Annotated in this window: 14 protein-coding genes, 2 pseudogenes and 1 riboswitch; of the genes and pseudogenes, 10 read left to right on the top strand and 6 right to left on the bottom strand. The window is 70.9% G+C overall.

What is annotated here, in order from left to right:
- Positions 1 to 189 precede the first annotated feature (189 nt).
- Positions 190 to 817 (top strand): annotated as a pseudogene (locus AB0I73_RS13290) (NADAR family protein).
- 14 nt (positions 818 to 831) lie between these two features.
- Here the strand turns inward: AB0I73_RS13290 and AB0I73_RS13285 are convergent.
- A complete protein-coding gene (locus AB0I73_RS13285; RefSeq protein WP_363036745.1) occupies positions 832 to 1,737 on the bottom strand; it encodes a DUF4190 domain-containing protein in 906 nt (301 codons plus the stop codon).
- Positions 1,738 to 1,782: 45 nt separating this feature from the next.
- Between AB0I73_RS13285 and AB0I73_RS13280 the strand changes: the two are divergent.
- Together AB0I73_RS13280 and AB0I73_RS13275 are read left to right on the top strand one after the other, a co-directional pair.
- A pseudogene (locus AB0I73_RS13280) lies at positions 1,783 to 2,965 on the top strand (adenosine deaminase).
- Between the two features lie 53 nt (positions 2,966 to 3,018).
- On the top strand, positions 3,019 to 3,714 hold the full coding sequence (locus AB0I73_RS13275; RefSeq protein ID WP_363036743.1) for a glycerophosphodiester phosphodiesterase: 696 nt from the start codon (positions 3,019 to 3,021) through the stop codon (positions 3,712 to 3,714).
- A gap of 127 nt (positions 3,715 to 3,841) precedes the next feature.
- Here AB0I73_RS13275 and AB0I73_RS13270 read toward each other — a convergent pair whose 3' ends face one another.
- The gene (locus AB0I73_RS13270; RefSeq protein WP_363036741.1) at positions 3,842 to 5,281 is read right to left on the bottom strand and encodes a gamma-aminobutyraldehyde dehydrogenase; all 1,440 of its coding nucleotides are present in this window, start codon (positions 5,279 to 5,281) and stop codon (positions 3,842 to 3,844) included.
- A gap of 181 nt (positions 5,282 to 5,462) precedes the next feature.
- Here AB0I73_RS13270 and AB0I73_RS13265 point away from each other — a divergent pair, with 181 nt between their 5' ends.
- From AB0I73_RS13265 to AB0I73_RS13240, 6 genes are all read left to right on the top strand, one after another.
- On the top strand, positions 5,463 to 5,981 hold the full coding sequence (locus AB0I73_RS13265) for an Lrp/AsnC family transcriptional regulator (protein ID WP_181383412.1): 519 nt from the start codon (positions 5,463 to 5,465) through the stop codon (positions 5,979 to 5,981).
- The gene (locus AB0I73_RS13260; protein ID WP_363036739.1) at positions 5,978 to 7,366 is read left to right on the top strand and encodes an aspartate aminotransferase family protein; all 1,389 of its coding nucleotides are present in this window, start codon (positions 5,978 to 5,980) and stop codon (positions 7,364 to 7,366) included. Before AB0I73_RS13265 ends, AB0I73_RS13260 begins: the two co-directional genes overlap by 4 nt.
- Before the next feature lie 213 nt (positions 7,367 to 7,579).
- Positions 7,580 to 8,329 (top strand): ATP-binding cassette domain-containing protein, encoded by a 750-nt coding sequence (locus AB0I73_RS13255; protein WP_363036737.1) that lies wholly within the window; start codon positions 7,580 to 7,582, stop codon positions 8,327 to 8,329.
- Positions 8,311 to 9,789, top strand: coding sequence for a hypothetical protein (locus tag AB0I73_RS13250; RefSeq protein WP_363036735.1), 1,479 nt, complete (start codon positions 8,311 to 8,313; stop codon positions 9,787 to 9,789). The genes AB0I73_RS13255 and AB0I73_RS13250 overlap by 19 nt, the downstream gene beginning before the upstream one ends.
- Positions 9,790 to 9,899: 110 nt before the next feature.
- Positions 9,900 to 10,307, top strand: coding sequence for a VOC family protein (locus tag AB0I73_RS13245; RefSeq protein ID WP_363036733.1), 408 nt, complete (start codon positions 9,900 to 9,902; stop codon positions 10,305 to 10,307).
- 332 nt (positions 10,308 to 10,639) lie between these two features.
- A complete protein-coding gene (locus AB0I73_RS13240) occupies positions 10,640 to 11,323 on the top strand; it encodes an LAETG motif-containing sortase-dependent surface protein (protein WP_363036731.1) in 684 nt (227 codons plus the stop codon).
- Between the two features lie 64 nt (positions 11,324 to 11,387).
- Here AB0I73_RS13240 and AB0I73_RS13235 read toward each other — a convergent pair whose 3' ends face one another.
- From AB0I73_RS13235 to rlmN, 4 genes are all read right to left on the bottom strand, one after another.
- Positions 11,388 to 12,407 (bottom strand): ABC transporter ATP-binding protein, encoded by a 1,020-nt coding sequence (locus tag AB0I73_RS13235; protein ID WP_363036729.1) that lies wholly within the window; start codon positions 12,405 to 12,407, stop codon positions 11,388 to 11,390.
- On the bottom strand, positions 12,408 to 14,009 hold the full coding sequence (locus AB0I73_RS13230) for an iron ABC transporter permease (RefSeq protein WP_363036727.1): 1,602 nt from the start codon (positions 14,007 to 14,009) through the stop codon (positions 12,408 to 12,410).
- Positions 14,010 to 14,077: 68 nt separating this feature from the next.
- Positions 14,078 to 15,166 carry a thiamine ABC transporter substrate-binding protein gene (locus tag AB0I73_RS13225; RefSeq protein WP_363036725.1) on the bottom strand — a complete coding sequence of 363 codons (1,089 nt, stop codon included), beginning with the start codon at positions 15,164 to 15,166 and terminating at the stop codon, positions 14,078 to 14,080.
- A gap of 90 nt (positions 15,167 to 15,256) precedes the next feature.
- Positions 15,257 to 15,362, bottom strand: a riboswitch (TPP riboswitch).
- Positions 15,363 to 15,422: 60 nt separating this feature from the next.
- Complete coding sequence (rlmN, locus tag AB0I73_RS13220) at positions 15,423 to 16,529, bottom strand: 23S rRNA (adenine(2503)-C(2))-methyltransferase RlmN (RefSeq protein WP_363036723.1); 1,107 nt, start codon at positions 16,527 to 16,529, stop codon at positions 15,423 to 15,425.
- A 315-nt stretch (positions 16,530 to 16,844) separates the two neighbouring features.
- Here rlmN and AB0I73_RS13215 point away from each other — a divergent pair, with 315 nt between their 5' ends.
- Positions 16,845 to 17,279 carry a hypothetical protein gene (locus AB0I73_RS13215; RefSeq protein ID WP_363036721.1) on the top strand — a complete coding sequence of 145 codons (435 nt, stop codon included), beginning with the start codon at positions 16,845 to 16,847 and terminating at the stop codon, positions 17,277 to 17,279.
- Positions 17,280 to 18,061 lie beyond the last annotated feature (782 nt).

The raw sequence follows: 18,061 nt of genomic DNA, 5'->3' as shown, positions 1-18,061 counted from the left end.
TGGCTCCAGCTCGATTTGAGTGCCGATCCTGACAGAGCGACGGGACTCCAACAAGTGATTCCGTTGTTGCCTTTTGGTTACGCGACGGAATCTGTCGACCGGGTGTCGAGGGGCGGAGAAAAGGCGGGACGGGGTGTCGGTGGTGCGTGCCAGACTCGCGCGGGCAGGGAAGGGTTCACGGGGGTGGCGATGAGCGGGACGGCGGGGACCATCGGTTCCAGGGAGACTCTGGTCGAGGCACTGCGGGTCGGCCGACGGGTCAAGTACCTGTACTTCTGGGGGCACCGGCCGCTGCCCGACGGCCGGGTCGGGGCGAGCTGTCTGAGCCAGTGGTGGCCCTCCCCGTTCACGGTGGACGGCGTGACCTACGCGACCGCCGAGCACTGGATGATGGCGGCCAAGGCCCGGCTGTTCGCGGACTTGGAGGGGGAGCGGCGGGTGCTGGCCGCGAAGCACCCGGCGCAGGCGAAGGAGGCGGGGCGGCTGGTGCGGGGCTTCGACGAGGAGACGTGGCGGCGGGAGCGGTTCCGCGTCGTCGTCGAGGGCAGCGTGCACAAGTTCGCGGCCCACCCCGACCTGCGCGCCTTCCTGCTGGGCACGGGCGAGCGAAGCGAGATGGGGGGTCCCCCCGGCCGAAGGCCGGGGGAGGATTCTGGTCGAGGCGAGCCCGGTGGACCGGGTGTGGGGCATCGGACTCGCGGCCACCGACGAAAGGGCGGCGGACCCCGAGCAGTGGCGCGGCCCGAACCTCCTGGGCTTCGCCCTGATGCGGGCCCGCGCCCGCCTCCGGAAGGACCGGGACGGGCCGGGGCTCTGAGGTGGTGTCCGGGGTCAGTAGGAGGACGTGAACAGGACGAGCGCGCCGAAGCCGACGCTCAGGACGATGCCGACCGCACCGCAGATGAGGCCGGCCAGGGCGTATCCCGGGTTCGTGGCCTCGCCGCGGGCCGCCTTGCCCCGGCCCAGTGCGCTGAAGATCACGGCCATGACGCCGAGCACGATGGCCAGCGGCCAGAGGCAGAAGAACACGGCCGAGATGATGCCGAGCACGAGTCCGGTGACGCCCATGCCGTTGCTCGGCATGGGCGCCATGCCGGTCCAGCCGTGGTAGCCCGGGGCGGGCGCGCCGCCGTAACCGGGTGAGCCGCCGTAACCGGGCGGCTGCGGGGCCGGGTAGCCGTAACCGCTCTGCGGGCCGCCCGGGTAGCCGTACGGAACACGGCCGGGCCCGTCGGGGGCGACGGGCGGTGGCGGGAGCGGGTCGGCGACCGGGGGCGCGAAGGGGTTGGGGGCCGCCGCGCCGGGGCCGACGGGCGGTGTCGGTGCCTGCGGGGCGGCGGGGCCCGCCCAGGGCCGGGCGGGCGGCGGGGCGGGGTCCTCCATCGCGGGGAAGGACGTCATCGTCTGCTGATCGTGCACGGAGGAGGCGCCGGGGGCCGGGGGACCGGCCGACGCACCGGTCGTACCCGCGCCGGGGGTCGGCGGGTCGAACTCCGGCAGCGCCCACGGGTCGACGGATCCGGTGGAGTCCAGCGGGTCGGGTGCGACCTGCCCGCCCAGATCGATCTGCGTCACCGGGGGCGCCACGTCCCGGGGCGGGGCCTGGGGCGGCTGCGCCCGAGCGGCCCCGCTGTCGGCCGGCGCCGCCCACACATCGTCATGGTCGTGCGGGCTCCGGGGCGGTGTACCGCCCGTCGTACTCCCCCGCGCCTCCGGCGCCTGCGCGTCGTCGGACATGCGCTGGACCCCCTCCGTCGAACGTCCCGCCATGTTACGGCCCCGGTGCCCCGCCGGGCGCACCCGTCCTACGATGATCCCCGATCCACCGATCCACCGATCCACCGATCACCCGCGTCCCGCCGCACCCCGGCCGAGGACGCCGCTTGGGGGAGGAACCATGACCGACCGTCTCGTCACGGCCGCCGGAGCACCGGGCCACGACCCGCGTGCCTTCGTCGCCGGACTGCCCAAGGCCGAACTGCACGTGCACCACGTCGGCTCCGCCTCCCCCCGCATCGTCTCGGAGCTGGCCGCCCGCCACCCCGACTCCAGGGTCCCCACCGACCCCGAGGCGCTCGCCGACTACTTCACCTTCACGGACTTCGCCCACTTCATCGACGTGTACCTGTCCGTCGTCGACCTGATCCGCACGCCCGAGGACGTCCGGTTGCTGACCTTCGAGGTGGGGCGTGAGCTGGCCCGGCAGCAGGTGCGGTACGCCGAGCTGACCCTCACCCCGTTCTCGTCGACCCGCCGCGGGATCGACGCGCGTGCCTTCATGGACGCGATCGAGGACGCCCGCAAGGCGGTCGAGGCCGAGTTCGGGACGGTACTGCGCTGGTGCTTCGACATCCCCGGCGAGGCGGGCCTGGAGTCCGCCGAGGAGACGGTGCGGCTCGCCACCGACGACCGGCTGCGCCCGGAGGGCCTGGTCTCCTTCGGCCTGGGCGGACCCGAGATCGGGGTGCCCAGGCCGAAGTTCAAGCCGTACTTCGACCGCGCCATCGCCGCGGGCCTGCGCTCGGTGCCGCACGCCGGTGAGACCACCGGCCCGGAGACGGTGTGGGACGCCCTGCGCGACCTGCGCGCCGAGCGGATCGGGCACGGCACCAGCGCCGCCCGGGACCCCGAGCTGCTCGCGCATCTCGCCGAGCGGCGCATCGCGCTGGAGGTGTGCCCCACCTCCAACATCGCCACCCGCGCGGTCCGCACCCTCGACGAACACCCCATCAAGGAGTTCGTCCGGGCCGGTGTCCTGGTGACCGTCAACTCCGACGACCCGCCGATGTTCGGCACCGACCTCAACCACGAGTACCTGATCGCCGCGCGGCTGCTGGACCTCGACGAACGGGGCCTGGCCGAGCTGGCGAAGAACGCGGTGGAGGCGTCCTTCCTGGACCGGCCCGCCAAGGCGCGGCTGGCCGCCGAGATCGACTCCTACACCACGTCCTGGCTCGCCCGCTGAGCGCCCCGGCGAACCGGCCACCCCGTGACGAACCGACCTTGCGAAGGGCTGCCATGCACGACGTGACCGCCGTGGCCCACCGCGGCGACCCCTACCGCATCCGCGAGAACACGCTCGCCTCGCTGCGTTCCGCGCTCCACCGGGGCGCGGACGCGGTCGAGTTCGACGTGCGCCTCACCCGGGACGGCGTGCCGGTCCTGCTGCACGACGAGACGCTGAAGCGGCTCTGGGCGCACGACCGCCCGCTGCGGTCGCTGTCCTGGGAGGAGGTGCGCGGCCTGACCGACGGCGGCGTGCCGGCCCTGCCGGACGCGCTGTCGGTGACCGAGGGCAGCAGGGTCATGCTGGACCTGCCGGGCGCCCCGCACCCGCGGGCGGTGCGCCGGATCGTGGACGCCGTGCGGGAGCACGGGGCCCAAGAGCGCGTGTACTACTGCGCGGGCGCCGCCACCATGCTCGCCGTGCGCGCGGCGGACCCGTCCGCCGAGATCGCCCTCACCCTCACGACGCTGGCCCCGCCGCGGGCCGGTCTCCTGGAGGCGATCCGCCCGCGCTGGCTGAACTACCGCTTCAGCCTGGTCGACCGGGCCCTGGCCGACCGCGTCCACCGCGACGGCTACCTGCTGTCCGTGTGGACCCCGGACACCCGCCGCTCCATGCGCCGCCTGCTGGCGCTGGGCGCCGACTCGATCACGACCAACCGCATCGACATCCTGCACACCCTGCGCGACACGAACGCCCGACCATGACAGTCCCCCGCGCCCCCGAAGGGGCGCGGGGGACCGCGCGACCAGCCACGGACGGCCCGCAGCCTCCGGTCAGCGGAACCCGAACGGCGCCCAAGAGGCAGTTCGTCCGGCTCCCCCCGGCGGAGCGCTACGCGTCCAGCGACGTCATCACGTGCTTGATGCGCGTGTAGTCCTCGAAGCCGTACCCCGAGAGGTCCTTGCCGTAGCCCGACTTCTTGAAGCCGCCGTGCGGCATCTCCGCGACCAGCGGGATGTGGGTGTTGATCCACACGCAGCCGAAGTCGAGCTTCTTGGACATCCGCATCGCGCGGGAGTGGTCCTTGGTCCACACCGAGGAGGCCAGCGCGTACTCGACGCCGTTGGCGTACTCCACGGCCTGGTCCTCGTCGGCGAAGGTCTGGACGGTGATGACCGGGCCGAAGACCTCCTTCTGGATGATCTCGTCGTCCTGCTTCAGGCCCGAGACGACGGTCGGCGCGTAGAAGAAGCCCTGTTCGCCGACGCGCTTGCCGCCCGCCTCCACGCGCGCGTGCGCGGGCAGCCGCTCGATGAAGCCCTCGACCTGCTTGAGCTGGTTGGGGTTGTTGAGCGGGCCGAACAGCACGTCCTCGTCGTCCGGCATGCCGGTCTTGGTGTCGGCCGCCGCCTTGGCGAGCGCGGAGACGAACTCGTCGTGGATCGACTCGTGGACGAGGACGCGGGTGGCGGCCGTGCAGTCCTGACCGGCGTTGAAGAAGCCCGCGACGGAGATGTCCTCGACGGCCTTGGCGATGTCGGTGTCCTCGAAGACCACCACCGGAGCCTTGCCGCCCAGTTCCAGGTGGACGCGCTTGAGGTCCTTGGACGCGGCCTCGGCGACCTGCATGCCGGCGCGCACCGAACCGGTGATGGACGCCATCGCCGGGGTCTCGTGCTCGACCATCATGCGGCCGGTGTCGCGGTCGCCGCAGATGACGTTGAAGACGCCCTTGGGCAGGACCGAGCCGAGGATCTCGGCGAGCAGGACGGTGGAGGCCGGCGTGGTGTCGGACGGCTTCAGGACGACCGTGTTGCCCGCCGCGATCGCCGGGGCGAACTTCCACACGGCCATCATCATCGGGTAGTTCCAGGGGGCGACCTGGGCACAGACGCCGACCGGTTCACGGCGCACGAAGGAGGTCAGCCCCTCCATGTACTCGCCGGCGCCCCTGCCCTCGAGCATCCGCGCCGCGCCCGCGAAGAAGCGGATCTGGTCGACCATCGGCGGGATCTCCTCGGTGCGGGTCAGCCCGATGGGCTTGCCCGTGTTCTCCACCTCGGCCGCGATCAGTTCCTCGGCCCGCTCCTCGAAGGCGTCCGCGACCTTCAGCAGGGCCTTCTGCCGCTCGGCCGGCGTGGTGTCGCGCCAGCCGGGAAAGGCCTCGGCGGCGGCGGCCATCGCGGCGTCCACATCCGCCTGCCCGGACAGCGGCGCGGTCGCATACGCCTCACCGGTCACGGGGTTGACCACCTCGGTGGTCCGTCCGTCGGCGGCGTCACGGAACTCACCGCCGATGTAGTTGCGCAGACGACGCAGCTCGGTACTCACTGCAAGCCCTCCTGGTGCTCCTCGCGGGTGTCCGAGGTGTCCAACCTCTGAGACACCCACCCTAGACGGACCGCTGACGTTTTCAACACCCCCACCCACCCCGCACCTGCGAAATCCGCAAACTGAAACCCTCAGGACAACGAATTTCATCGAATGCGCCTTGCGAAACAGTCGAGACGTCGTGCACAGTGACCATGTGGCCAGTCGAAGCGCAGAACCGAGGGACTCCCGCGAGTCCAAGAACGGCGGCGGTCCCCACCTGGACGCCGTCTCCCTCGCCATCATCGAGCAGCTCCAGGAGGACGGCCGGCGGCCGTACGCCGCGATCGGCAAGGCCGTCGGTCTGTCGGAGGCGGCCGTGCGCCAGCGCGTCCAGAAACTGCTCGACCACGGCGTGATGCAGATCGTCGCCGTCACGGACCCGCTCACCGTGGGCTTCCGCCGGCAGGCGATGGTCGGTGTCAACGTCGAGGGGGACGTGGAGTCCGTCGCCGACGCGCTGAGCGCCATGGACGAGTGCGAGTACGTGGTGATGACCGCGGGCTCCTTCGACCTCATGGTCGAGATCGTCTGCGAGGACGACGACCACCTTCTGGAGGTCATCAACCGACGCATCAGGGCCGTGCCCGGTGTCCGCTCCACCGAGAGTTTCGTCTACCTCAAGCTCAAGAAGCAGACCTACATGTGGGGAACCCGATGATCGTGAGCACCGACAGCCCCAAGGATCCCAGCGACCTCAGCAGGTCCGCGTACGACCACCTGTGGATGCACTTCACCCGCATGTCCTCGTACGAGAACTCCCCCGTCCCCACCATCGTCCGCGGCGAGGGCACCCACATCTACGACGACAAGGGCAAGCGGTACCTCGACGGTCTCGCCGGCCTGTTCGTGGTCCAGGCGGGGCACGGCCGCGTCGAACTCGCCGAGACCGCCTTCAAGCAGGCACAGGAACTGTCCTTCTTCCCCGTCTGGTCCTACGCCCACCCCAAGGCCGTGGAACTGGCCGAGCGGCTCGCCGACGAGGCCCCGGGCGACCTGAACAAGGTCTTCTTCACCACGGGCGGCGGTGAGGCGGTGGAGACCGCCTGGAAGCTCGCCAAGCAGTACTTCAAGCTGACCGGCAAGCCGACCAAGTACAAGGTCATCTCCCGCGCGGTGGCCTACCACGGCACCCCGCAGGGCGCCCTGTCGATCACCGGACTGCCGGGCCTCAAGGCCCCGTTCGAGCCGCTGGTGCCGGGCGCGCACAAGGTGCCGAACACCAACATCTACCGGGCTCCGCTCCACGGCGACGACCCGGAGGCGTTCGGCCGCTGGGCCGCCGACCAGATCGAGCAGCAGATCCTCTTCGAGGGCCCGGACACGGTCGCCGCGGTCTTCCTGGAACCGGTGCAGAACGCGGGCGGCTGCTTCCCGCCGCCGCCCGGATACTTCCAGCGGGTCCGGGAGATCTGCGACCAGTACGACGTGCTCCTCGTCTCCGACGAGGTCATCTGCGCCTTCGGCCGCCTGGGCACGACGTTCGCCTGCGACAAGTTCGGCTACGTCCCGGACATGATCACCTGCGCCAAGGGCATGACCTCGGGCTACTCGCCCATCGGCGCGTGCATCGTCTCGGACCGCCTCGCCGAGCCGTTCTACCGGGGCGACAACGTCTTCCTGCACGGCTACACCTTCGGCGGCCACCCCGTCTCGGCCGCGGTGGCCGTGGCCAACCTCGACCTGTTCGCGCGCGAGGGCCTCAACCAGCACGTCCTGGACAACGAGGGCGCCTTCCGCTCGACGCTGGAGAAGCTGTACGACCTGCCGATCGTCGGCGACGTCCGCGGCAACGGCTTCTTCTACGGCATCGAGCTGGTCAAGGACAAGCACACCAAGGAGACCTTCGACGACGAGGAGACCGAGCGCGTCCTGTACGGCTTCCTGTCCAAGAAGCTGTACGAGAACGGCCTGTACTGCCGTGCCGACGACCGCGGCGACCCGGTCGTCCAGCTCGCCCCGCCGCTGATCTCCGACCAGGAGACCTTCGACGAGATCGAACAGATCCTGCGCGCCACGCTGTCGGAGGCATGGACGAAGCTGTGATCCACCACTGTGATCTTCGGTTGGAATGATCATTTACGGCCCCGGTGCCGCCCGTTCGAGTGAGAAACGGCGGTCCGGGGCCGCGTGCTGTCCGGCCTCCCGCCGCGTCCTGCCTAGCGTGCCCAGTGACCGATCGGCCTTGCCTTCGTTCCCCCGCATGGGGGATTCCACAGATCTCGCACGGCATTTCTGATCCGAACCGAGGTGTACGCCATGGTGGCCCCACCGGACAACGACGTGCTCTGGACACGCGCCCTGCACTTCCGGCACAAGGACGGCTCTCCCGGGCTGAGCGGGGTCTCGCTCGGCGTCGGGGAGGGGGAGATCCTCGCCGTCGGGGGCCCGCACGGCAGCGGAAAAACGACCCTGCTGCGGTGTCTCTCCGGACTGGTGCCCGTGCGCAGCGGCGAGGTCTGGTTCAACAGCGTGCCCGTGCACACGATGACCCCCGCCGCCCGCGAGCGGCTGCGCCGGGAACGCTTCGGCTGGATCGATCCTGCACCGGTGCTCGTCCCCGAGCTGAACGTCTGGGAGAACACCGCCCTCCCCCTGATGCTGCGCGGCACCGCCCGGCGCCGGGCCAAGTCGACGGCCATGGAGTGGCTGAAGCGCCTCGACATCGGCGACAAGGCCCGCAAGCACCCCGCGGACCTGGTGCACGCGGAGCGCCAGCGGGTCTGCATCGCCCGCGCGCTCGCCCCGGCCCCCTCGGTGCTGTTCGCCGACGAGCCGACCGCGCCGCTGCACCGCACCGACCGCCGGCACGTCCTGCGCACGCTCACCACGGCGGCCCGTTCGCACGGCATCACGGTGCTCCTCGCGACCTCCGACACGGACATCGCGGCCCTCGCCGACCGCACCGTCTCGCTGCTCGACGGGCGCCAGGTGCGCACCGTACATCTGCCTCCGGTCTCCGAGACCGTCGAGACAAAGGGCCGGGCCACGTGCTCGCTCTCCGTCTGACCCAAGGCGCCCGCCCCGCCGTCCAGTTGCGCCGCCTTCTGGTCGCCGTCGCCTCCGCGGGCACGGGCTTTCTGCTCCTGTGCGCTCTCGGCCACGCGCTCGGCCACCCGGGCACGCCGTCCGCCTCACTGCTCCGGCTGGCCTGGTGCGCGGCCCCGCTGGCGGCCACGGTGTACTTCGCCGTCGCGGTGGCCCGGACCGACCCGGGGACCAGACCCCGGCCCGGACTCTCGGCGGTCGGCCTCGGTCCCGTCCGGCTGATGGCCGTCTCCGCGACGACCACGGCCCTGGCCTGCACCCTGGGGTCGGTGGTCGCCCTCCTCGTCTTCCTCCATCTGCGCGGCGACCTCACCGGGATGCCCGTCGACGGGGCCGCCGCCGAGTTCCTGGCCACGGGCAGGCCCCTGCCGCTCCCGGCGGCCCTGATGCTGCTGGCGCTGCCGCCGGTGAACGCGTCGGCGGCGGTGGCGGTGGCACTGCGTCCGCACGAGCGGGCCACGGGCGCGTCCCGCGTGGTGCAGGCCACGAGCGCGTCCCCTGCGGGGCAGGCCACGGGCGCGTCTCCTGCGGGGCGGAGGTACGGCCGCTTCGGCGCGTACCGGAGTACCGCGGAGCGGGAGACGTTCGGGGCGTACGGACGCTTCGGCAGGCATCTGGCAGCGGCGCCCCACGGCCGACGGCCGACCGCGGCCCGGCGGCAACAGGAACCGGAAGCCGTCCCGGAGGAGACGCGGGTGCGGTCGCCCGGGCCGGACGGTACGAGCGACGGCCCCACGCCGACCGCCGGGGAGTCGACCGCCGGGGAGCCGACAGCCGGGGAGCCGGCCGGCGTCCCGGTCGCCGGAAAGTCGGCTGCCGTCCCGACCGGCGCCCGCTCGGCGCCTTCCGGTCTGCCCTGGGGCATCGCCGCGCTGGCCGCGGGACTGGCCGTGGAGACCTACGCGAGCCGTGGCGGTGCCGCCGCCTCCCCCGGGGACCGGCCCGGGGCCCTGGCCGGACTGGCCCTGACCGTCGTCGGCCTCACCTTGGTCGGTCCCGGCCTCACCCATCTGTGCGGCCGTCTGCTGCAGTCGGTCCGCCCGGGTGCCCTGCGGCTGCTGGCCGGTCGGCTCCTCATGACGGAGGCCATCCGGATCGGCCGTCCGCTGGGTGTGGTCTGCGCCGTGCTGTCGGCCGCGTACGCCATGAGCCGGCACTACTACGCCGACGGCCTGTCGGCAGGACCGCTCGCCCTGCTCGGGGCGCTGGTGGTGACGGGGTGCGCCGTGGCGACCCTGCTGACGGCCGCCGTCGAGGCCAAGCACGCGCACGCCGGCACCACGGCCGCGCTGCTGCGTCTGGGCGCTCCCGCCGCGACCCCGCGCCGGGCCGCGGCCCTCAGGGCCGGTGCGCTCCTCGCCCTGTTCGGGCCGCTGACCGTGACCGTGGCGGGATTGTCGGCTCTCCCCCTGTCCCTCTGAAGGGCAGGGGCGCGCCAGGAGGCTCTCCACCGGGCGATGAGTTCCGGGCCGGCCCCCGGTCTACCCCGGCGAACGCCACGGAACCCGGCACCCTCAGGGAGAGACCCGACATGTACCAGCAGATGATCTTCGTGAACCTGGCCGTCGACGACCTCGACGCCTCGAAGAAGTTCTTCACCGAGCTCGGCTACTCGATCAACGCGCAGTTCAGCGACGAGAACACCGCCTCCGTCGTGATCAGCGACGCCATCGTGGCGATGCTGCACACCAAGCAGCGCTACGCGGAGTTCACGAAGAAGGAGATCGCCGACTCCGCCAAGACCAGTGAGGTGCTGCTGGCCCTGAGCTCCGAGAGCCGCGAGCAGGTCGACGAGCTGGTCGAGAAGGCCGTCGCGGCGGGCGGCTCGGTCAGCGGCGAGACCCAGGACCAGGGCTTCATGTACGGCCGCGCCTTCGACGACCCGGACGGCCACACCTGGGAGATCGTGTGGATGGACCCGTCCGTCGTGAAGGGCTGAGGAGGAGCCCGTACGGCACGGTCCGGCATGAGCGGGTGGAGACGCTCCCCACTCACGCCGCCCTCCTCCCGGCGCCCCCGGAGCGGATCGAGGCGGCTTCGGAGACGTTGAAACGCCCGGATGGGCAATAAGAAGGTAAAGCCATGTCCTGCTATCGGCATATGCGTTGACACTACTTATGCGCCGCTTATAGACCTGGGAGCCTCACGGGAGTGCTGATGTACCGTCAACTCTCCCTCAACCCCCCGCACTTACGTATCCCGTAAAGGACAAACGTGGCAGTTCTGTCCGTAACACGCCGTACGGCCTCGCGCCGTACCGTCGCACGTACCGTGCGCGCCCTCGGTGTCGTCTCCGCGTCGGCCGCGCTCACCGTCGGTCTCGCAGGCAGCGCGGCCGCCTGCAACATCAACGAGTTCTCGGCCGAGGCCAAGTGCGTCGGTGACAACGGTGTCATCACCGTCACCGACGTGGACCCGGCCGGCGTTCCCGCCACCGTCACCGTGTTCCTGGAGAACAACGGCGCCGACGAGAAGAAGATCGGCGAGCAGGTGGTCAAGGGCTCCCGCGAGGGCGTCACCATCACCTTCGAGGAGGACTGGAAGCCCGACGCCGAGTACCGCATCCACATCAAGGCCGCGCCCTACGTGGACGAGGACATCAAGCCGAACCTGACCACCCCGGCCACGGCCTGCAAGGGAGAGAAGGAGACCCCGGCTCCGGAGACTCCGGCCCCGGAGCCCACGCCGTCGGCCTCCGCCTCGACCCCGGCCGAGGAGTCCGCCGAGCCCGGCACGCCGACCCCGTCGGAGTCGGAGCCCGAGACCACCGCCCCCGCCCCGGCGGACACCTCGGACAACGCTCCGTCGCCCGCCGTCGGTGACTCGAACCTCGCCGAGACCGGCGCGGACTCCAACACCGGTCTGATCGCCGGTATCGCAGCGGTCCTGGTCGCCGTCGGTGGCGGTGCGGTCTTCTTCGGCATGCGCCGTCGCGGGACGGGCAGCGACAGCTGACGTCTCACGCACCGCAGGATGGCCCGTCCCCGCCGGGGGCGGGCCATCGCGCGTCCGCCGCAGGTCAGTCCAGTACGACGACCTCGGCCGCGTCGAACTCCACCCCGACCTCGTCCCCGACATCGGGTGCCGCTCGGAGCGCGCAGGCGGCCTCCAGCCGGGGCGCCTCCTCGGGCTGGAGGCGGACCGCGACATGGGTGCCCCGGAAGGTGCGCGCGGTCACCGTGCAGCGCAGCCCCGTCTCGGCCGGGGCCAGCCGGACCCCGGCGGGCCGGACAAGCAGCGTCCGCGTGCCCTGCGGGGTGCCCGCCGGCACCGGGACCTTGCCCCACGGCGTCACCGCGACGTCCGCGCCGACCGTCGCCTCGACCACGTTCTCGAAACCCAGGAAGCGCGCCACGAACGCGTCGGCCGGACGCTGCCACACCTCAAGGGGCGTACCGGACTGGGCGATTCGCCCGTCCCGCATCACCACGACCCGGTCGGCCAGCGCGAACGCCTCACCCTGGTCATGCGTCACGGCGAGCACGGTGGTGCCCAACCGGCCGAACAGCTCACGCAGTTCGACGACCAGCCGCTCCCTGAGCGTCCGGTCGAGCTGGCCGAGCGGTTCGTCGAGCATCAGCAGCCTGGGGCTGGGTGCCAGGGCGCGGGCCAGGGCGACACGTTGCTGCTCTCCACCGGAGAGCGCCGCCACCGCCCGCCCGGCTGCTCCGGGGAGTCCGACGAGGTTCAGCAACTCCTCCACACGGTCCGCCTGTTCGGTCCGTGACGTGCCGCGCATCCGCAGCCCGAAGGCCACGTTTCCGCCCACGTCCCGCTGCGGGAACAACTGGTGGTCCTGGAACATCAGCCCGACCCCACGCCGGTGCGCGGGCACGCCCGCCTGGTCGCGCCCGGCGAGCGAGATCCGCCCCGCGTCGAGGGGCTGCAGCCCTGCCACCGCCCGCAGCAGCGTGGACTTGCCGCTGCCGCTGGGCCCGAGCACGCACACGATCTCGTGCTCGGCGACCCCCAGGTCGACGGCGTCCAGCACCGCCCGTCCGCCGAACCGGACGGTGGCGGTCTCGAGGCTCAACAGCATCTAGAACTCCCCGGATCGATCGGTCCGCAGCCGCTCCAGCGCCAGCAGCGCCACCGCGCACACGATCATCAGAATCGTCGACAGGGCCATCGCCTGGCCGTAGTTGAGGTCCCCCGGCCGGCTGAGCAGCCGGGCCACGGCCACCGGCAGGGTCGGGTGGTCCGGCCGCGCGATGAACACCGTCGCGCCGAACTCGCCCAGCGACACCGCGAAGGCGAACCCGGCCGCGATGAGCATCGCCCGCCGCACCATCGGCAGGTCCACCTCGCGCCAGGCCCGCCACGGTGACGCCCCGAGCACCGCCGCCGCCTCCCGCAGCCGCACGTCCACGGCCCGCAGCACGGGCAGCATGGTCCGCACGACGAACGGGACACCGACCAGTGCCTGTGCGAGCGGCACCAGGATCCAGGAGGATCTCAGGTCCAGTGGCGGCTCGTCGAGAGCGATCAGGAACCCGAAGCCGACGGTCACGGCGGACACCCCGAGCGGCAGCATCAGCAGGGCGTCGAAGCCGCGCACCAGCCGCCCCGCGTCCCGCCGGGTGAGCGCGACGGACGCCAGGGAGCCGATCACCACGGCGATGACGGTGGCCAGGGCCGCGTACTGCAGGGAGTTGCCGACCGCCTCGATCGGCGCGACCAGGAACACTCCTCCGTCGTCACGGGTCAGCGCCCGGTAGTAGCCGGACCCGACGTCGCCGAAGGACCGTTCCACCAGCACCGCGAGAGGCAGGAGCAGCAGGACGGCGACGGTGGCGACGACCCCGGCGAGCAGCGCCCACTGCCCGGCACCGCGCGGCCGGCGCGCGGTCACGGAGGCGTCCACCAGTCGCAGCGCGGTCTCCCGCCGCCGTACGGTCCAGGCGTGCAGGGCGAGGATCGCGCCCACCGCGACGAACTGGATCATCGTCAGGACGGCGGCGGTGGACAGGTCGAAGATCTCCGAGGTCTGCCGGTAGATCTCCACTTCGAGGGTGGCGAAGGTGGGCCCGCCGAGGATCTGCACCACGCCGAAGGAGGTGAAGGTGAACAGGAAGACCATCAGCGCCGCGGCGGCCACGGCCGGCGCGAGCGCGGGCAGGGTGACGGTCCGCCAGGCGGTGAACCGTGAGGCACCGAGCATCCGCGCGGCCTCCTCCTGCCGCGGATCCAGCTGCCCCCAGAGTCCGCCCACGGTCCGCACGACGACGGCGTAGTTGAAGAACACGTGCGCGAGCAGGATCGCCCACACGGTGGTGTCCAGCCGCAGACCCCACCACTCGTCGAGGAGGCCGCCGCGCCCGACGAGCGCCATGAACGCCGTACCGACGACGACCGTCGGCAGCACGAAGGGGACGGTGACCACCGCCCTCAGCAGTTGTCTGCCGGGGAAGTCGAAGCGGGCGAGGACATACGCGCCGGGCAGGGCGATCAACAGGGTGAGGGCGGTGGAGACCAGCGCCTGCCAGGTGGTGAACCACAGCACCTGCCGGATGTCGGACTGCGCCAGGACGTCCCCGATCCGCCCGAACTGCCAGACCCCGTCGACCTTCAGACCGCGCGCGACGATCGCGGTGACGGGGTAGGCGAAGAAGACGGCGAAGAACGCGACGGGCACGGCCATCAGGCCGAGCCGCGCCGCGGTCCCGCGCCGCCGCCTTCGCCCGCGCTCTCGCACGGCGGCGGTACGGCTCACTTCAGTACGAGCGAGGTCCACGACCTGACCCACTGGTCACGGTTGTCGGCGATCCTCGCCGGGTCCATCGTCTCCGGGTCCTTCGCCTGCGGCCCGTACTTCGTGAACTCCTCGGGCACCTGGGCACCCTCCCGCACCGGGTAGACGAACATGTTGAGCGGCATGTCCTCCTGGAACTCCTCGGTGAGCAGGAAGTCGAGCAGCGCCTTGCCGCCCTCGGGGTTCTTCGCGTTGCTGAGCAGCCCCGCGTACTCGACCTGACGGAAGCAGGTGCCGTCGGCGACACCGGTGGGAGCAGTCGTCGGCTGCGGGTCGGCGTAGATCACCTCGGCGGGCGGGGAGGAGGCGTAGGACACCACCAGCGGCCGGTCGCCCCCCGCCTGCTTGCCGCCGGCCGAGCCGGAGAACTCCTCGTTGTAGGCCTGCTCCCAGCCGTCGACCACCTTCACGCCGTTGGCCTTGAGCTTCTTCCAGTAGTCCGTCCAGCCTTCGTCCCCGTACTTCGCGGCCGTACCGAGGAGGAAGCCGAGGCCGGGCGAGGAGGTGGAGGCGTTCTCGACGACGAGGAGGTCCTTGTACTCGGGCTTGATCAGGTCGTCGAAGGTCTTCGGCGGGGTCAGGTCGCGCTCGCTGAACCACTCCTTGTCGTAGTTGACGCAGACGTCGCCGGTGTCGACCGGCGTGACCCGGTGCTTGTCCTCGTCGACGCGGTACTCGGGAAGGATCAGGTCGGAGCCCTCGGCCTCGTACGACTGGAACAGCCCGTTGTCGAGAGCGCGGGACAGCAAGGTGTTGTCGACGCCGAAGAAGACGTCGCCCTGGGGGTTGTCCTTGGTCAGGATCGCCTTGTTCACGGCCGATCCGGCGTCGCCGTCCTCCAGGACCTTGACCTTGTAGCCGGACTTCTTCTCGAAGGCGGCGATGACGTCCTTCGACGCGGCCCACGAGTTGTGGCTGACGAGGGTCACGGTCCCGGACCCGCCGGACCCGGACTCCTGGTCGTCGCCGCCGGACGAGCCGCAGGCGGACAGGGTGACCAGGCCCAGCCCGACGGCCAGGATCGTGACCTTCTTGGTGATGCTCACCGGATTCACCGGATTCCTCCTGGGAGTGACCAGGAAGAGACGCGGCCCTGTCCGGGACCCCTCACGGGTGCCCCGGGCAGGGCACAACAGCTCGAGTGATGACCGATCTCCCTACCCAGAATGACCTGGGCGAGGTTCGGAGGGTCTGCGGCCGATGCCGCACTCTCAGCGCTGTGGCGCTCCCCTGTCGGAATATGAACGTGTGTTTACCCGATATGAAGTTGTTGTCCTTGCAACGTCTTCTACGCCGGCCAGGCTACCTCTCGCTCGCGGCGAGCTGGCCACAGGCCCCGTCGATCTCCTGTCCGCGGGTGTCCCGGATCGTCACCGGCACGCCGTGCGCGGCGATCGCCTCCACGAACGCCTTCTCGTCCTCGGGCCGCGAGGCGGTCCACTGGGAGCCGGGCGTCGGGTTGAGCGGGATGAGGTTGACGTGCACGGGCCTGCCCTTCAGCAGCCGCCCGAGCCGGTCGCCGCGCCACGCCTGGTCGTTGATGTCCCGGATCAGCGCGTACTCGATGGACAGCCGGCGCCCCGACTTGGCCGCGTACTCGAAACCGGCGTCGAGGACCTCGCGCACCTTCCACCGCGTGTTCACGGGGACGAGGGTGTCGCGCAGTTCGTCGTCGGGCGCGTGCAGGGAGATGGCGAGGCGGCACTTGAAGCCCTCGTCGGAGAACCGGTTGATCGCCGGCACCAGACCGACGGTCGAGACGGTGATCCCGCGCTGCGACAGCCCGAGCCCGTCGGGCTCGGGGTCGGTCAGGCGGCGGATCGAACCCACCACCCGGTTGTAGTTGGCGAGCGGCTCGCCCATCCCCATGAAGACGATGTTGCTCAGCCGGGCCGGCCCCCCGGGGACCTCGCCGTCCCGCAGCGCCCGCATGCCGTCCACGATCTGGTGCACGATCTCCGCGGTGGACAGGTTCCGGTCGAGCCCGGCCTGCCCGGTCGCGCAGAAGGGGCAGTTCATGCCGCAGCCCGCCTGCGAGCTGATGCACATCGTCACCCGGTCCGGGTACCGCATGAGCACCGACTCGACGAGGGTTCCGTCGAACAGCTTCCACAGCGTCTTGCGGGTGGTGCCCTGGTCGGTCGACAGATGCCGGACGACCGTCATCAGCTCGGGGAGCAGCGCTTCCTGGAGCTTGGCGCGGGAACCGGCGGGAATGTCGGTCCACTGCTCAGGGTCGTGCGCGTACCGCGCGAAGTAGTGCTGCGAGAGCTGCTTGGCGCGGAACGGCTTCTCACCGGCCGCCGCGACCGCCTCCTTGCGCTCGGCGGGCGTGAGGTCGGCAAGGTGCCGCGGCGGCTTCTTGGCTCCGCGCGGCGCGACAAAAGTGAGTTCTCCGGGCTTAGGCATGGCGGTACCAGTGTGGCAGATCCAAACGGGTGACCTGGGGCTGACGCTCGCTACGACTGTCGTTGGCAGTCGTCACCGGTCGCCACTGAGCGGCCTCGGACGGCCCAGGGACGGCCCAGAGCTGATCACGAGGGACCGGCCGGTTGATCGACGGCAGCCCGCATCACTCGTCTGCACTGCGGGGAGCGACAGCGAACGATTGCCCGCTGAGGCTGGGAGTCACGGGGCCGTCCCGTTGCCTGTTCAGGAGCCGGCCAGAGGTGACTGTGGCGCGACGGGTTCCCCGGCCCTGAAGGAAGGAGAAGGTGCCTTCGCATGTCACACCGCACTGCCATAGTGCCGGAAGCCACCTGGGTGGCCCGGTGGGCGGGATCTCTGCTGTGCCTTGTGGTGGCCGGTGTCCACGTTGTGGACCAAGGCGGCATCACGGCAACGAGGGACCCCTCCTACATAGGCATCGCTTACCACGTCCTGGAGATCGCGGCTGTGGTCGCGGCGGTACTGCTTCTCCTCGGCCTCGTACGACTGGGATGGCTGCTGGCGGTCGGAGTCGCCCTCGGCCCCCTGGTGGGCTACATCCTCTCCCGAGGGCCAGGACTGCCCGACTACAGCGATGACATCGGCAATTGGACAGAGCCGCTTGGGCTGGTCAGCCTGGCCGTCGAAGGAGCCCTGCTCCTGTTGTCGGTGCCGCTCTTCGTGCGGAGCTTGCGCCCGGAACCAAGAGTTTCGGGAAGCATCGGAGACTAGTTCGGGAGATCGCGTATGCGGACCGGGGCTGAGCTGGCGAGACGCTGACGTGCGTGTTCTCGGGCTGTTCGCCGAGGTTCCCCGTTGTTCCCCGCCGGTCGCTGCCGGGTCGGGCACGCAAGGGGCACAGGTGGCCTTCTCCGGCCCTTGCGGGTCGCCAGTGCCTTCCCGTCCGGCTGAGCGCAGTTGGCGCCCCACACTGTCAGTGGAGCGGCGAGATGGGCTGGGCGTGCACCATCGGGCGCCGTAGGCTCCGGGTCGGCTGGGACGGCTCGGGCAGGGGGAACTATGCGTCGGTGGCTCCTTGAGCGCACGTGGAACTGGAGCGTGCGGCGGAAGGTCACGGTCTACCTGATCTCGCAAGCCCTGCTGCTGTGCGTGTTCCTTGCTGTGGTGATGGGCGGGGGCATCGGTGTGTCGCTCCCTGGTTTGGTCGCGCTGTGGTGTGGTCCTGCGCTGGGCGGGCTCGTGGGAGTTCGGCGAGGCGCGAGGGATTCATCCGCCGTGCCTTCTGGGCCCGGCGACATCGACGCTGGACGTTGACCACGCGGTCGGCGGACCAAGTCAAGCCCACGGGGCCGTCCATCGGTGGAGGACAGCCCCGTGCGGTACTCAGGTTTTGAGGTTTGGCCTCATCCTTGTCAGGTCGATCATGGGGCATCGGCAACGTCGGCCGGCCGGCCGGTGTCCTTGGCTGATCGTCCGTTGTGATTCGGCGTTGGTCGGCGCTGCCCGTACCTGTTGGTGTCAGCCGTTGATGTCAGCCGACCGACTCAGCGTTG

The organism is Streptomyces sp. NPDC050388 (assembly GCF_040655635.1).
Taxonomy (GTDB): Bacteria; Actinomycetota; Actinomycetes; order Streptomycetales; family Streptomycetaceae; genus Streptomyces.
This window is presented reverse-complemented; position numbering and strand designations above follow the sequence as displayed.